This window comes from Saccharothrix tamanrassetensis, assembly GCF_014203665.1.
Classification (GTDB): domain Bacteria; phylum Actinomycetota; class Actinomycetes; order Mycobacteriales; family Pseudonocardiaceae; genus Actinosynnema; species Actinosynnema tamanrassetense.
The window spans coordinates 190,471-206,507 of sequence record NZ_JACHJN010000011.1; the positions used below are offsets into that span (position 1 = coordinate 190,471).

The following is a 16,037-nucleotide window of genomic DNA, read 5'->3' on the forward strand; positions in this document are numbered from 1 at the left end:
CTCAGACCGTCTTCGCTTCGACCAGCGGCAGCTCCGCGAACGCCGCGTCGATCTGCTCCTGCGGCAGCTCGTAGTCCTCCAGCCGGCCGGCCAGGAACGAGTCGAACGCGCCCATGTCGAAGTGGCCGTGCCCGGAGAACCCGAACAGGATGGTGCGCGCCTCGCCCGCCTCCTTGGCCGCCAGCGCCTCGGCGACCGCGCCGCGCAGGGCGTGCGACGACTCGGGCGCCATCACGAAGCCCTCGGACCGGGCGAACCGCACCGCCTCGGTGAAGACCTCGTTCTGGTTGTACGCCCTCGCCTCCACGTAGCCCTCGTCGTGCAGCAGGCACAGCGTCGGGGCGTCGCCGTGGAACCGCAGGCCGCCCGCGTGGATGGGCGGCGGGATGAAGCCGTGGCCCATGGTGCGCATGTGCAGCAGCGGGCCGAGGCCTGCCGTGTCCGGGTAGTCGTAGGTGTACCGGCCCCTGGTCAACGTCGGGCACGCGGCCGGTTCCGCGGCGATGAACCGGGTGCCGGTGCGCTTGCCGGTCAGCGTGTCGGCGAGGAACGGGAAGCTCAGGCCCGAGTAGTTGGAGCCGCCGCCGACGCAGCCGACCACGACGTCCGGGTAGTCGCCCGCCATCTCCAGCTGCCGCTTGGCCTCCAGGCCGATGACGGTCTGGTGCAGCACCACGTGGTTCATCGCCGAGCCGAGGGCGAACTTGGTGTCGTCGTGGGCCAGCGCGTCCTCCACCGCCTCGCTGATCGCGATGCCGAGGCTGCCCGGCGAGTCCGGGTCGCCGGCCAGGATCCCGCGCCCCGCCCGGGTCCGGTCGCTGGGCGATGGGAAGACCTCGCCGCCCCACGTCTCCATCAGCGAGCGGCGGTGCGGCTTCTGCTGGAAGGACGCCTTCACCATGTACACCGTGACGCCGACGCCGAACAGGCTGCCCGCGAACGACAGCGCGGAGCCCCACTGACCCGCGCCGGTCTCCGTGGTCACCCGCTTCACGCCCTGCCGGGCGTTGTAGAACACCTGCGGCACGGCGGTGTTCGGCTTGTGCGACCCGGCGGGCGACACCGCCTCGTACTTGAAGTAGATCTTGGCGGGGGTGTCCAGCGCCTTCTCCAGCCGGTCCGCCCGGTACAGCGGCGACGGCCGCCAGATGCGGTAGACCTCGCGCACCTCGTCCGGGATGTCGATCCAGCGCTGCGGGCTGAACTCCTGGGCGATGACCTCGTCGGGCAGCAGCGGCTGGAGGTCTTCGGCGCGGATCGGCTCGTGGGTCACCGGGTGCAGCGGCGACCGGAGCGGCTTGGGCAGGTCAGGCAGGATGTTGTACCACTGAGTGGGCATTTCCTCTTCGGACAGCAGGAACTTCTTCACGTCGACACGTCCCCTCAGAACATCGGTGCCTGGCTGGGCGCGCGCAGCGTGCCCAAGTGGTTGTGCCACAGGTGGTCCGGGTTCTCCTCCACCTCGCGGGTGATCTCCCGCATCCGGGTCAGCGCGACGGGCTCGCCGTCGCCGTCCCAGACGTCGCCCTGGAGCATCCGCAGCACGTCCTGCCGGTAGCGCGGGTCCGCGACGAACGCGGTGAACAGGATGTTGAGCCGGTAGTAGATGGAGATGAACTCGTACCAGTTGCCCACCGCGCGGCGCAGCTTGGTCTCGTACCGCTCGAACGAGGGCTTGCCGAACCCGCCGGACTCCGCCGCCCGGAGGATGTCGTAGGAGGCGATCCGGGCGCTGTTCATGGCCACGCTGACGCCGCTGGAGAAGATCGGGTCGACGAACCGGGCCGCGTCGCCGACCAGCATCCAGCCGTCGCCGCAGACCTGCCTCATCGCGTAGCTGTAGTCGCCCTCGGGCTTGAACGGCCGCACGCGCTCGCTCTTGCGCAGCGCGTCCGCCAGGTCGGGCCGGGACTCCACGGCCCGCTCGAAGAACGGGCCCCACTCCTGCTTGGCGGCGGTGAAGTGCTTCTTCTGCGTGACCACGCCGACGCTGGTGATCGAGTCGGTGATCGGTATCTGCCACACCCAGGTGTCGGTGATGGGCAGGAAGTGGATGAAGATGAAGTCGGCCTGCTTCCGGTCCACCGCCAGCGCCGACCGGTCCAGCCCGTCGAACCAGGTGTGGATGGCGTACTGGTTGAACACCGGGTCGGGCACCTTGAGCTTGAGCTGGCGCCCCAGCAGCGTGCTGCGCCCGCTGGCGTCCACCACCAACCGCACCCGCAGGCCGATCTCCCGCCGGCCCATGGCGAACACGATCCGCTTGACGTCCTCCTCGAACTCGACGCGCTGCACGCGCACGCCCTCGTAGACCTTGGCGCCCAGGGACTCGCTGTGCTGCAACAGCAGCAGGTCGAACTGGCCGCGGTCGACGTGGTAGGTGTAGTCCTGGTCCACGCCCTGCTGGTCGCGCTCGCGGAACTCCACCTCCGCGGCCTTGAAGCCGTGGGAGAGCTGGAAGCCCATGGTCGAGATGTCGCTGCGGGTGGCCGAGGTCCAGGCCGCGCCGTACTTGCGCGGGAAGCCTCCCTCGTCCACTTTGGACAGCGCGCCGATGTCGGCCAGCACCGGCGTGGTCGCCGGGATCAGCGACTCGCCGACGTGCGGCCGGGGGAACAGCTCACCCTCCAGGACCACGCACGACAGGCCGGCTTTGGCGAGGTACGAGGCGATCGTGGAGCCGGCGGGCCCACCGCCGATGATGCCGATGTCGAAGTCAACGTCTGCCACCACAGATGCCCCCAGCTCAGACTTTCCGGACGTCGTTCTCCAGTTCCAGCACGAGCCGCGTGATGCTGTCCAGGTCGCGGAAGTTGCGCCCGACCATCCGCTCCGCGGGCACGTCGACGCCGAACCGCTCCGCGATGAACACGACGAGGCTGGTCGTGGACAGGCTGTTCAGGATTCCCCACTCCAGCAGCGGGGTGTCCGGCCGGATCTCCACCCCGGCGGAGTCGAGCACCTTCTCCTGGACGAACTCCGTCAGCGTGCCGAGGACCTCAGCGTGTTCCATCGACGTCTCCATAACCGTCCCGCGTCCGCACCACCGGACGTACCACCGGATGCTATGAGAGGTGGAAAACCGTTGTCTTCCCTCGGAATGGCGGGCGTGGGCCGGCCGTTCGGCGGAGCCCGGACCTGTCCGTGCGGCCAGGTCCGGACCGGTATTCCAGGGGAGGACAGAACCGCCCGGCGCGCATACGCTCTCGACGCGTGGACTTCGGATGGCATCCCGCCGCACAGGCCGACTACGACCGCGTCCGCGCGGAGACCGGGGCGTGGCCGGACGACCTGCCCGCGACCCTCACCGGGGACCGGTGGCGGCGCTGCGGCGCGGCCGGGCTGCTTGGCTACAGCGTGCCGGCCGAGTACGGCGGGTCCGGGCGCGGGTTCCTGGACACCGCGCGTGCGATGGAGGCGTTCGGCTCGGGCTGCGAGGACATGGGCCTGGTGTTCGCCGCACTGGCGCACCTGTTCGCTTGTGCCATGCCGATCGCCGAACACGGTGACGACCGGCTGCGCAAGCGGGTGCTGCCGCTGCTGTCGTCGGGCGAGTGGGTCGGGGCGAACGCGATCACCGAGGAGGACGCGGGCTCCGACGTGACGGCGCTGCGGGCGACCGCCCGGCGGGACGGCGACGACTACCTGCTGGACGGCGTGAAGTCCTTCGTCAGCAACGCTCCGGTGGCCGACGTGTTCGTGCTGTACGCGTCCACCGACCCGGAGTTCGGCCACCTGGGGGTCAGCGCGTTCGTGGTGGAGCGGGACACGCCGGGGCTGACCGTCGAGCCGTTCAGGAAGTCCGTGCTGCCCACCTGCCCGGCAGGCGAGGTCCGGCTGGACGGCTGCCGGGTGCCCGCGCACCACGTGCTCGGCGTGCCGGGGCAGGGCGCGGCGATCTTCCAGTCGTCCATGCGGTGGGAGCGGTCCTGCCTGTTCGCCGCCTACCTCGGCCAGGCCGGTCGCCTGCTGGACCGGTGCGTCGCCCATGCCCGGCGACGCCGCCAGTTCGGCCGCGCCATCGGCCAGAACCAGGCGGTCTCGCACGCGGTGGCCCGGCTGCGCGTCCGGCTGGAGGCGGCGAGGTTGCTGTTGTGGCGGGCGTGCTGGCGACTGGACCGGGACGAGCGGGCGGCGTGGGACGTGGCCGCCGCGAAGCTCGCGATCAGCGAGGTGGCGGTGGACACGGCGGCGTTCGCGATGCGGGTGCTCGGCGGGGCGGGCGTGCGGGGCGAATCCGCGGTGTCGCAGGAGTTGCTGGACGCCATGGCGGCCACCACGTTCTCCGGCACCACCGAGATGCAGCTGGAGCAGATGGCCAAGGAGCTGGGGCTGTGAGACTCCTGCACGACCTCGTTCGGGACAGCGCGCGGAGGTCCGGCTCCTCGGTGGCCGTGACCGCCGCCGACGGCAGTCTCGGCTATGCGGAACTCGACCGGGAAGCCGATCGCCTGGGACACCGACTGTCCTCCCTGGATGTGCGCGCGGGTGATCGGGTCGCCCTGTGGTTGCCCAAGTCCACGGTGTCCGTGGTGGCGATGCAGGCCGCGCTCCGGCTCGGAGCGGCCTATGTTCCCGTCGACCCGCTCAGTCCCGTCGACCGGGCCGTGCGGGTGATCCGCGATTGCGAACCGAAGGTGGTGATCACCTCCGAGGACGGCGCGGAGGCGCTGGGCGACGCGTTCCCGACGTTGTGCGTGGAGTTGGGTGGCGAACCGGTGGAGCCGTTGCCGGAGGTTCGGCCCTCACCGGACGACCTGGCCTACATCCTCTACACCTCGGGATCCACCGGCACGCCGAAGGGTGTCCGCATCTCGCACCGCAACGCGCTGGCGTTCGTGGAGTGGGCGGCGCAGGAGCTGGAAGCCGAAGCTGCGGACCGGTTCGCCAACCACGCCCCGCTGCACTTCGACCTGTCGGTGCTCGACCTGTACGTGGCGTTCCTGGCCGGCGCGTCGGTGCACCTCGTTCCGCAGGAGACCGCCTACGCGCCCCGGCTGCTGGTGGAACTGCTTGCCGCACAGCGGATCTCGGTCTGGTACTCCGTTCCGTCGGTGCTCATCCTGATGGCCCGCGACGGTGACCTGCTCACCACCGACCTGCCGCACCTGCGCGCCGTGCTGTTCGCCGGGGAGCCCTACCCGGTCGACCACCTGCGCGCGCTGCGCGCCCACTTCCCGGGCGTCCGCCTGCTCAACCTCTTCGGGCCGACCGAGACCAACGTGTGCACGTACTACGAGGTGGCCGACGTCCCGGGCCACTGGATCCACCCGGTGCCGATCGGCAGGGTGTGCTCGGGCAACCGGGCGTGGGTGGTCCGGGAAGACGGAAGCCCTGCCGCGCCAGGGGAAGAGGGCGAACTGGTGGTGGACGGGCCGACCGTGATGCTGGGCTACCACGGAGCCGAGCCGCACACCGGCCCGTACGCCACCGGGGACCGGGTGGTCCTGCGCGAGGACGGCGACTTCCACTACCTGGGCCGCCGGGACGACATGGTGAAGATCCGGGGCAACCGGGTGGAACTGGGCGACGTGGAAGCGGCTCTGCAATCGCACCCCGACGTGAGCGAGGTGGCCGCGGCGGTGACCGGGTCGGGCATCTCGGCCAGGCTCGTGGCCTACGTGGTGCTCGCCGAGGGCCGCCCGTTCACCCTCCTGGACGCGAAGCGGCACTGCGCGTCGCTGCTGCCCCGCCACATGCTCGTGGACCGCGTGCACCCGCTCCCCCGCCTGCCGCGCACCGCGAACGGCAAGGTGGACCGCCGGGCGTTGGCAGCGCTCAGCCCGGCAGTGCCCTGAGCTCGGTGCGTGCGGGGCAGCGAGCGCTCCGCGATCCGCCCGGCCGCCCGCTGGGCCTGACCGTCGACGACCCCCGATCCGGCTTAGTCGAGGTCCGCTCGCATAAGCGCGAAACCGACCGTCGAGGTGACGGGCCGAATACCATGGAACTCATCAACTCGCTACCCGAAACACATCGTGGTGTCTAGTATCCCGACATGGGGTTGAGCGGCATACTTAAAACCGTATTTTTGCGGTTTCGGATGGCCAGGGCGACTAAGGCAACGCCAATTGGGGTACCCTTGGACCCGTTGGTAGGGTATGCTCCCCGGCCGCCGATAGGCGGCGGGCTAATCCACTGTTCCACCTGGAGGCCCGAGTGACGGCGAGTCCGCCACCGTATGTGGGATCACGTCCGCTTGATCTCAGCTCCTTGACCCTGCGGGCGCTGGCGTCGGTCCAGTCCCCAGCCCTCGACGCCGCCCTGCGGCGGACCGTCGACAAGGTGCGTGAGCAGCGGCTGAGCGACCTCGTGCAAGGTCAGCGTGATTGACCACGCGGTCGACGCCCCGCCACGGGGAGAGCTGGCCGGCTCGCCGCTCCCGATCGAGGTCTTCACCGAGATCTGCGCCGGCCCGGTCGCCCGGGAAGCGATGGACACGCTGCTCCGGGCCGAGAACGCCGAGCGGAAGCAACTGCTGCTCGCATTCGTTCAGGAAATGCACCGCAATGGTCGCGGTGAAGTGCCCCTCGCCGACTTCGACCAGGCCTGGCAACTGCTGCTCCGGGTCGAGGACGAAGCCCCGGAGCTGGTCGCCGACGTCATCATGTTCCCGGCCGTCGGGCTGTGGCTGCGGCGCGCCGTGGAAAGGCTCTCCCACGACTTCGCGGACAATGCGGCAAATCGGGCGGAAATCGGCGTGGTGCACGCGGTCGCGGCCGCCGCGGCGGTCCGCGCGGGGCTGCCCTTCACCATCCGGGTGCCGGTCGCGCACGGGGTGGTCAGCCTGCCCACCGTCGGCCGGTTCGACCTGCCGGTGACCGACGCGGTCGACTTCGTGCAGGTCGCCCGCACCGCCTCGGGGACGACGCTGAGCCTGGCCGGCAGCACGCTCGCCACGTGGGACGGCGACGCGTTCCGGGCGGCGCGGCGGCACCGCGCGGCGGCGGCCGGCGTGCGGCTGGACGTGGTGTTCGACGACGCCGACCCGCATCGCGCGTTCGCCGACGCCCCCACCGTCCCGGACCCGCTCACCGACGCGGAGTTCGAGCGCTGGTGCCACCAGCTGGACGACGCGTGGTCGGTGCTCGTGGACTGGCACCCGGGCTACGCGTCCGAGCTGTCGGCCGGCCTGCTGAGCCTGGTGCCGCTCACCCGCGAGGGCAGGCTCGTCGGCGCGTCCTCCGCGGCGGCGTTCGGCGCGATCGCGCTGTCCGAGAAACCCTCGGCCGACGACCTCGCCGACGCCCTGGTGCACGAGTTGCAGCACTCCAAGCTGAACGCCGTGCTCGAACTGGTGAGCCTGCACGAAGCCGACGAGCGGCGGCACTTCTACGCACCGTGGCGTGAGGACCCCCGCCCCCTCAACGGAGTGCTGCACGGCATCTACGCGTTCGCGAGCGTGGTCGAGTTCTGGCACGCCCGCCGCCGGCACGTCCCGGAGCACCGGGCCGCGGAAGCCGACTTCGTCTTCGCGCTGCGGGCCCTCCAGGTCCGGTCGGCCATCGAGGACGTCGCCGGCACTGCGCGGCTCAACGAGTGGGGACGCCTGTTCCTGGCCACGGTGTCGCGCCGGCTCGCCGCCTGCGAGGTCGACCTGACACCGGCCCACCGCGCCGGGGCGGTGGCCGGGATCGTGGCCGACCACCGGGCGTTCTGGCGGGTGCGGCACGTCGAGCCGGACGCGGCGGGCATCGCCGCGCTGGCCGACGCGTGGCTCGCCGAACGCCCGCCGCCGGGACTGCCGGTGCGCCGGGAGGTCGCACACCACCAGGCACCCGGCTGCTCGGACCGGGCGGCGCTGCTCAAGGCGCGCGCACTGGAACCGGGACGGGCACCGGACACGCCCGACGCGGACGCGGCGGACCTCGCCTACGTCATGGGCGACGTGGACCGGGCCGCCACCGCCTACCGCGAACGCCTGCACGCCGACCCGGCGGACGACCAGGCGTGGGCGGGCCTCGCGCTGTCCCTGGATTCGGCCGTGCTGCGGCACGAACCCGAGGTGGTGCGCGCGCTGCACCACGAGGTGCTGGCGCGCACGGGGGTCCGTTCCGACCCGGTGCGGCTGTCCGGGTGGCTGGCGGAGGCCCGCTCCTGAGGTTCAGAGCTGCATGGTGTCCATGTCGCAGTTCGCCCTGACCAGCTTGGTGGCCAGGACGGTCGTGGGGTGCTGCTCGCCGAGCACGCGGCGCAGCCCCTCGACCGTCCTGGCCTGCAAGGCCGCCGACTCCTCCGGCATCCCCAGGTTGCGCAGGTCGATCGCGAGGTTCAGCGCGACCGCCAGCGTGGACGGGTGGTCCCCGCCCAGCACCCGGGTCGACCGGGCGAGGGTGTCCTCGTCCATGTCCTTCGCCCGCGCGTGGTCGCCCAGCGCCGCCAGGTCGCTGGCCAGGTTCGTCGCGCTCACCAACCCGAACGGGTGGTTGCGGCCGAAGATCCGGTCGAGCGTGGCGGTCACCCCGGTGTTCAGCTCGGCGGCCCGCTCCAGCAGGCCGGCCAGCCGGTAGTCGACCGCCAGGTTGGTCGCCGCGATCAGGGTGTGCGGGTGCTCCTCCCCCTGGATCTCGGCGAACAGCAGGTGGCTGCGCTCGGCCATCTCCAGGGCTCCCGCGACGTCGTCCAGGTGCCGCAGGTCGACCGAGAGGGTCATCAGCGAGGTGACCGAGTCCAGGTGCCGTTCGCCGTACCGCCGGCGGTAGCGGGTGTAGCAGTCCTGCGCGAGTTCCCGGCCGCCTTCGTGGTCGCCCACCCGGCAGCGCGAGACGGCGAGGTTGCGGGTCGCGCCGATCGTGTACGGGTGGTTCTCGCCGAACAGCTCCCGCTGCCGCTTGAGCGTGGTCTCCTGGATGGTGCGGGCCGCCTCGTAGTTGCCCAGTTCGCGCAGGTCGGTCGCCAACGCGCTCTGCGAGCGGTGCGTCCAGAGGTGGTCCGAGCCGAGCACCGCGACCCGTCGCTCCAGGGTCTCCGCGTCCAGGGCGTGCGCCCGGTCGAACGCGCCGATCAACCGGTAGCAGCTGGCCAGGTTGTTGGCGTAGCGCAAGGTGTTCGGGTCGTCCTCGCCCAGCACCCGGCACGCCGTGCGGTACACGTCCTGCTGGATCTCCAGCTCCTCGGTGAACCTGCCCTGGAAGCGCCGGTCGGCGGCGATCACGTCGCGCATGCTGATGGCCTGCTCGTGGTCGTCGCCCACGGCGTTGCGCAGGGTCTCGTAGGTCCGGTCGTTGAGCAGGATGGCCTCCTGCACGCGCCCCGACCGGCGCAGGCCGACCGCGTGCAGCCGGCGCATCTCCAGCGTTTCCAGGCTGTCCTCGCCCAGCGTGTTGCGCCAGATCTCGACGCCGTGCTCGGACAGGTCGATCGCCCCGTCGTAGTCGCCGCTGGCCAGCAGGTACTTGACGAAGTTGGTCATCATGGCGCGGGCCCAGGTGTACTCGCAGTCGATCGCCTCGGACGCGACCGCGTGCGGCAGGAGGTCGGCGTACCGCTTCCAGTTCGACGCCACGTCGGGCACCTGCGGGTCGCCGTTGACCAGGAGCACGTGCACCGCGTGCCGCATGTTCTCCCGGCCACGCTCGCTCAGCCGGTTCTTCACCGCCGCCTGCACCAGCCGGTGCAGCTGGATGGTGTTGCTGCGGTGGTCGATCTTGGCCAGGCTGTACTTCTTGATCTCCCGGATGGCGCGGTCGAGCTTGATGGGGACGTTGAGGGCTTCGGCGAGTTCGGCGGGGACCGGGGCGTCGCGGACACCGCGGAACAGGCGCAGCGAGATGGGGTCGGGGCCGAAGAACGCGCAGATCTGGAGCAGTTGCAGGGCTGCCGGGTGGTCGCGGCCGAGCAGGTTGAGGGGGACGTTCCAGGCCGCCGCCACCGGCAGCTGGTCGTCGTCGGAGGTGCCCGCCTCGATCAGCTGGACGCGGTTGAGGTTGAGCAGCTCCAGGTACTCGCTGACCGGCATCCCGGTCTGCGCGCGCCAGGCCGCCGCCTGCTCGATCGCCAGCGGCAGGTCGCCCAGGGCCGCGGCCAGCGCGTCGGCTTCGTCGTCGTCCAGTTCGCCGCCCCGGCGGTGCAGCAGCTCGATGCTCTCCGCGCGGGTGAACAGGTCGACCTCGACGGCGTGGGCGTGGCCGCTCCAGTCGGCGTTGCGGGAGGTGACCACCACCTGGCCGGGGCCGGTCGGCAGGAAGCGGCGCAGGTCCTCGGGGCGTTCGGCGTTGTCGAAGACCATGATCCAGCGCGGGTACGGCTTGCCCTCGGCCAGCGCCTCCAGCACGGCGGGCACGGCCGCGTCCGCCGAACCCGCGGGCAGGTCCAGCTTGCGCGCCAGTTCGACGAAACTCGTCTTGATCTGGGCCGAGTGCTCGGCGGGCACCCACCACACCAGCTGGTACTCCGACTCGTGCCGGTGCAGGTACTCGACCACCGTCTGGGACTTGCCGACCCCACCCATGCCGTGCAGGGCCTCCGGCAGCACGGCGGTCGCGCCACCCTCGGCGAGTCTGCGGCGCAGCTGTTCGAGAAGCTCCTCCCGACCGACGAAGTCCTTGTTGCGCAGCGGCACCCGACCCCACACAAGTGGTCGCTGGTCGGGTCCGCCCGGCTGCTCACGCCTGGTCATGTCGCCTCCTCCGGCGGTGGACACCCCGGCCGCGCCGCGCTGGCCCCCGGTGCCGGCAGCCACCTCGGAACGCAGCGCGGCCAGCCGCTTCGCTCTGGGCAGGTACGGGCCGGACAGGGCGCGGAACACCGCTTCCTGCACCCGGACGTGGCGCAGGTCCTCTGGTGAGATCTCGGGAAGCGCGGTCTCCGGCTGGTCGAGCGCGGCGGCGAGGTTGCGCAGCACGGTGGCGCCCGGCGGGGCGTGGTCCGCGACCAGCCGGGCGACCCGGACGGTGTCCGCCCGGTGGGCCCCCGCGAGCAGTTCCTCGCGCACCCCCACGTGGAAGTCGTAGAACACGTCCTGCGGGCCGTGGCCCTGGTCGCGCACCAGCAGCCCGCCGAGCAGCACCTCGGCCAGCACCGACAGGCCGGTCTTGGGCAGCAGCACGCGCTGCACGAGCTTCATGGTCGGCAGGTCCAGCGGCGCGGCGGCCAGCAGGCCGGCGAGCTGGAAGGCCGCCGCCGAGGCGACGGTGCGGAACCCGAGGACCTTCTCCCGCGCGGTGGGCGGCGCGTCCCCGGTGTCGTCGTCCGGCGCGACCTGCGGCGAGGCGCCCTCGAACGGGTGGACCAGGGCGGCGGTGGTCTCGATCCACTCCGCGCCGGGCGCGCTCAGCAGCCGGGCCCAGCCGGCGAACCAGGAGCCGGACAGTTCGAGCACCGGGATCGGGGTGGCGCCGCGGGCCGCGCTGTCCGGGAACGCGAACCCCGGTTCGGCGGGCGAGACGCGCAGGTGGGCGTTGGTCGCGCCGGGGGCGGGTGCGGACAGCCGGACGCGCCGGGTGGCCAGGCCGCCCCAGTGCCACAGCCGCTGTTCGAGCACGTGCACCACGGCGACCGGCATCCTCTGCCCCCACTGGTGCAGCACGTGCTCGGCGGCTCCGGTGTACCAGGCCTCGCCGACGGCGTCGGTGAGCACCAGCACGAGCCGCCTGCCGGTCGGCTCGACCAGGCGGGTCCAGGCCATCGGCCGGGCCTCCGCGCTGTCCGCCGTCTCCGGGTGCAGCACCAGCTCCTCCGGTGTCCGCACGGAGAAGTCCGCGTGGTGGAGCCGGACGTCGCGGAACGCGCCCTGGCGGGTGAGCAGGTCGCGGAACTCGTGGGCGGTCTGCTGCCAGATCGCCATCGACCCGGCCCGGTCGACCACCAGCACCACCTCCAGCGGGTGCCACCAGGTCGGGCGGCACTCCGGCACCCACAGCCGGTCCTGCGCCGCGCGGACCGCCGTCGCCTCCTCGTCCAGCTCCTCGTCGCGGGGCGAGGGCGAGCCGCGCATCAACGGGCGCAGCGCGCGGGCGATCCGCCGCCGGTCGGGCAGCGCGGGCACGGTCGGCCACGCCGAGGAGGCCCCGAGCGTCGGCCCGGCGCCGTCCGACGCCCGGCCGCTGACCGCGCCCCCGGAGTCGATCGCCCACTCGCGCAGCCGGGACTCGGCCGGCGAACGCGCCCGCGCGCCGCGGTCCGGCCCGGGAACGGGCGAGTCCTCCCGGGACGCACCGCCGCCCCGGCCCGCCGACGGGTCGCCCGCCGGGCCCGCCTCCCCCGGCCGCGCCCGGCGCCACGGCGAGTCGGCGGCCGACGGCAGGTCCTGCCCGCTGAGCACCATCGCGAGCCACATGGCGTCCCGCAGCTCCCGGACGGACAGCGCGTCGGTCGACAGGTCGGCCGAGGGGTCGGCCGACGGCCGCGCCGACTGGGCGACCGCCGCCCGCACGCCCGCCCAGTCCCGCACCCCTCGCCGCGGGTCCATCACGCCTCGGGGCTCAACGGGTGCCAGATCGCCTCCAGCAGCTCGTCCCGCCCCTGGTCGGGGTGGTACGAACCGGAGGTGGCCAGCTGCATGGCCAGGTGCACGGCGTTGAGCAGCTGGTCGGACGCGAGGCCGCCGACCTGCCTGCTGTGCTCCAGGAAGCGCTCGATGAGGCCTTTCAGCTCGATCCCCTCGGGCGCCCCGAAGTGCGCCGCGACCATCTGGCCGAGCTGCTTGAAGTCCGGCGGCTCGACGTGCAGCCGCAGGCAGCGGCGCAGGAACGCGGGCGGGAACTCCCGCTCGCCGTTGCTGGTGATGATCACCACCGGGAACTCGCGGCACCGGACGACGCCCTCGGTCACCGCCGCCGTGCACCCGTGGTCGGCGGTGCGGACCAGCACCTCCGGCCGGCTGCCGCTGATCCGGGCCAGCTCGGGGATGTCGTACTCGCCCTCCTCGAAGACGTTGAGCAGGTCGTTGGGCAGGTCGATGTCGCCCTTGTCCAGCTCGTCGATGAGCAGCACGCGGGGCAGGTCGCACGGCAGCAGCGCGGTGCCCAGCGGGCCGAGGTGGATGTACTTGCCGATGTCGGTCTCGCCGCCGACGTCCCGGTCGCCCGCCGCGGTGGCCTGCACCCGGCCGATCGCGTCGTACTCGTAGAGGCCGTCGCGCAACCGGGTGCGGCTGGTCACCGGCCAGCGCAGCACCGGACCCAGCCCCAGCTCGCGGGCGATCACGTAGGACAGCGTGGACTTGCCCGCGCCGGGGTCGCCGGTGACCAGCAGGGGCCTGCGCAGGCTGATGGCGGCGTTCACCATCTCCACCTCGCGCGGGTGCGGGATCCGTTGCGTGCCGGGCACGTTGCCGACGTGCCGGTCGGCCTCGCCGCCGTCGTCGGCCGGCCTGGGCGCGGTGCCCTTCCCGGTGAACCGCCGCCACGGCGGCGCGGGCGGCCACGGCCCGCCGGGCGCCGCCGACCGCTGCGCGGTACCCCGGTAGATGCCCCACCCGGGAACTCCCGGCCGGGTGTCCCGGTGGCCGCCCGTGTCGGTGCTCATGCCGCCGACGCTCCTTCCGGTGCTCTGGGGTGCAGGGGCACGATCATCCGATCGGGGTCGTCGCACAGGACGGTCAGCGCCTGGGCGGGGTGCCCGCCGTCCGGACCGCGGGCGAACGCCACCGTCCGGGCCAGCCGCACCCGCTCCAGCAGGCCGCGCCGGTCCCCGTCGTGCAGCAGGGCGCGGGCGAGTTCGGCGAACTCGGCGTCGCACCGGTCGCGGTGCCACAGGACCACCGGCACGCCCGCGCGCAGTCCGACCGCGATCTGCTCCCGGCCGGGCGAGTCGGCCCGCGGCGGCGAGCTGAGCACCAGCGACACCGCGCTCGAGCACCGGTCGAACGCGGCCGTCAGCCGCCGCAGGCCGGCCTGCCCGTCGTCGCGGCCCCAGCAGGTGGACTCCTCGGCGAGGGCGCCGGTGTCGTCGAGCTGCGCCGTCAGCTCCTTCCAGCGCGCCCGCCACTCGCGGTGGTACTGCCGCTTGCCCATCCGCTCCAGGCTGCGCACCACCACCGGGTAGCGGCACCCGAGCGGCTGCGGCACGCCCTCCGAGTCGGTCTCCCAGCTCCACTGGTCCACGTCCAGGTTGAGCATCTCGGCGGAGAGCACGAACTCCACGTGGTAGCTGGGGTCGAAGTCGGCCCAGTGGCCCTCGATGTAGACGACGAGGTCGGCGACCGCCCGCTTCACCGACTCCAGGTCGCCGACGTGCTCGGCGACCCGCATCGGGTACCAGCCGTCCTGCATGCCCAGCTGCCGCCAGTGCACCAGCTCGAACCGGTCGCCGGAGTTGCCGACCCGTTGCAGCGAGAACACCAGGAACCCGTTGGACCTGCGGTGCCGGGCGATCGGCGCCTTGGCGTCGCGGATGTCGTGCCGGACCGCGCGCAGCTCGTCCGCCAGCCCGAGCCGCTCGCCCTGCACGCCGGCCCAGCGGTGCAGCTCCAGCGCCACCTCCGGCCGGGCCCGGGCCGCCAGGTGCTCGATGAACACCAGCGGTTTGGGCAGGCCGTCGGGGCGCGCGTTGAGCGTCTCCAGCAGGCTGAAGGCGTCGAGGTAGTCGGAATTCGGCGGCAGCCGCGGCGCGGTCGGACCCGCCACCGCGCGGTACACCTCGTCCACGTCTTCCACGTTCACCTCGCGCAGCAACGTGATCACCGTGTGGCGCACTTCGGACGGCCAGAACGGCAGCACGGTCATGTCGAAGACCGCGTTGCGGACATTCACCATGTGCCGCGAGCCTTTGTCCAGTCTACCCACCACCCGCACAAGTGCGGATAGGCCCAACGGGCGTTGTCGGCAGGCCATCACGATGTCGTAGAGGTGGATGAGCCGGTAGCCCTGCTCCTCGATCGGCAGCACTTCGCCGAGTTCCTCGCAGAGCAATCTCACGACGAGGTTGCGCCCGTGCAGGTCGGCCAGCACCTGGATCCGGCTCAAGGAATCGACCAGTTGCCATAAGACCTCTTGTTCGGGCTCCCGTGGTATCCGCACCGCTGCTCCCCCTCGTGGTCGACCGCTATGGTGCCCCCACCCGTATCGTAAGGCCGCGCGGGACTATCCGATCACATCTTCCCCGGTGGTCCATTCGCGCGCCGCCGCCTCCGCCCGGCGCACCGGCGCCGAGTCGCCCTCCATTTTCCGCAGGGCGATGAACAGCGCGGCGATACCGCGGTCGTAGTCGCGGCAGGTCCGGACCAGCTCGAATACGTGCGGACGGGCCCGCGGCTGGTAGCGGACGGATCCGCCGATCGGCCGCGGGAGCAGCTCCAGCAGCGCCCGGCGGGCCACCTCGTCCTGCACGCTGGGCACCTCCAGCAGCGCCTCCACCAGCGCGGTCAGCCGGTCGGGCCGGTCCGCGAACGGTTCCGCGGGCGCTGCGGGCGGCGGTTGCCAGGCGGTCTTCACCCAACCGGCGGTCTCCGTCTCCTTCACCCGGAAGCGGATTTCCCGGAACTTTCCCGGTTCGGCCACCGGGTCGTGCCGGACCACCTCCCGGAAGAAGCCGTCGGTGACCGCCAGGGTGACCGGTTCAGGGGAATTTCGGCATTCATTCCGTAATTCTGCGGACGCCAGCAGCCGACTGACCAGGATGATGCCGCTGCCCACCACCCCGTACTCCGCACGGCGCACGTCGGCGGCGTGCAGGCACAATCTGAGCCGAATGCGCGCCTCGGCCGCGGACACCTCGTTGTGCTCCCGCACGGCGTCCGCGAGATTCCGCACCACCCGGTTCAGCACCACGACTTTCGGGGTGGTCACCGGAATCAAGATCAGCCCGCCGTCGCCGCCGTCCTGCCAGTCGCAGGAATCCCACTCCACCGCCGCTTCCGCGAAAGCCCGCCGCACCGCCCGGTTGAGGCCGTTGTGCACGGCGGTCCGGTGGAAGTCCGTTCGCGACGGATCGCCGTAGCGGTCGACGTCGAAAACCAGGATCGTGTACGGCATCGGGAACTCGTGCGATAACACAAACGATCACCTCGATCGGCTCCGGTGTGCGCAGCCCACGGTAACCACGAGTGCGCCGACGGTGTGAGCGCAGCGGCGAATGATCGCCCGGCAGGACCAAGGTGT

The 16,037-nt window shown here is 72.0% G+C and carries 10 protein-coding genes; 3 read left to right on the forward strand and 7 right to left on the reverse strand.

Annotated elements, in window-relative coordinates; all coding sequences use genetic code 11:
- Window position 1: 1 nt before the first annotated feature.
- From FHS29_RS30195 to FHS29_RS30205, 3 genes are read right to left on the reverse strand one after another with little or no spacing between them, the layout of a single operon-like run.
- Window positions 2–1,369: a TrpB-like pyridoxal phosphate-dependent enzyme gene (locus tag FHS29_RS30195; RefSeq protein WP_184696488.1), complete on the reverse strand. Its 1,368-nt coding sequence runs from the start codon at window positions 1,367–1,369 to the stop codon at window positions 2–4.
- Between the two features lie 14 nt (window positions 1,370–1,383).
- Window positions 1,384–2,730, reverse strand: a complete 1,347-nt coding sequence (locus FHS29_RS30200) for an NAD(P)/FAD-dependent oxidoreductase (protein WP_184696490.1) — start codon at window positions 2,728–2,730, stop codon at window positions 1,384–1,386.
- Between the two features lie 16 nt (window positions 2,731–2,746).
- Entirely contained in the window at window positions 2,747–3,013 is a 267-nt protein-coding gene (locus tag FHS29_RS30205) for an acyl carrier protein (protein ID WP_184696492.1), read from the reverse strand.
- Window positions 3,014–3,213: 200 nt separating this feature from the next.
- On the opposite strand from FHS29_RS30205, the gene FHS29_RS30210 reads away from it, so the two are divergent.
- From FHS29_RS30210 to FHS29_RS30220, 3 genes are all read left to right on the forward strand, one after another.
- Window positions 3,214–4,338, forward strand: coding sequence for an acyl-CoA dehydrogenase family protein (locus tag FHS29_RS30210; protein WP_184696493.1), 1,125 nt, complete (start codon window positions 3,214–3,216; stop codon window positions 4,336–4,338).
- Entirely contained in the window at window positions 4,335–5,798 is a 1,464-nt protein-coding gene (locus tag FHS29_RS30215; protein ID WP_184696495.1) for an amino acid adenylation domain-containing protein, read from the forward strand. Before FHS29_RS30210 ends, FHS29_RS30215 begins: the two co-directional genes overlap by 4 nt.
- 524 nt (window positions 5,799–6,322) lie before the next feature.
- Window positions 6,323–8,098 (forward strand): aKG-HExxH-type peptide beta-hydroxylase, encoded by a 1,776-nt coding sequence (locus FHS29_RS30220; RefSeq protein WP_184696497.1) that lies wholly within the window; start codon window positions 6,323–6,325, stop codon window positions 8,096–8,098.
- A gap of 3 nt (window positions 8,099–8,101) precedes the next feature.
- Here the strand turns inward: FHS29_RS30220 and fxsT are convergent, their stop codons facing one another.
- From fxsT to FHS29_RS30240, 4 genes are all read right to left on the reverse strand, one after another.
- Window positions 8,102–12,406: an FxSxx-COOH system tetratricopeptide repeat protein gene (fxsT, locus tag FHS29_RS30225; protein ID WP_184696499.1), complete on the reverse strand. Its 4,305-nt coding sequence runs from the start codon at window positions 12,404–12,406 to the stop codon at window positions 8,102–8,104.
- On the reverse strand, window positions 12,406–13,464 hold the full coding sequence (locus tag FHS29_RS30230; RefSeq protein ID WP_184696501.1) for an AAA family ATPase: 1,059 nt from the start codon (window positions 13,462–13,464) through the stop codon (window positions 12,406–12,408). The genes fxsT and FHS29_RS30230 overlap by 1 nt, the downstream gene beginning before the upstream one ends.
- Entirely contained in the window at window positions 13,461–14,903 is a 1,443-nt protein-coding gene (locus FHS29_RS30235; protein WP_184696502.1) for a VMAP-C domain-containing protein, read from the reverse strand. Before FHS29_RS30235 ends, FHS29_RS30230 begins: the two co-directional genes overlap by 4 nt.
- A 117-nt stretch (window positions 14,904–15,020) precedes the next feature.
- On the reverse strand, window positions 15,021–15,911 hold the full coding sequence (locus FHS29_RS30240) for an effector-associated domain 2-containing protein (protein WP_184696504.1): 891 nt from the start codon (window positions 15,909–15,911) through the stop codon (window positions 15,021–15,023).
- Between the last annotated feature and the right edge of the window lie 126 nt (window positions 15,912–16,037).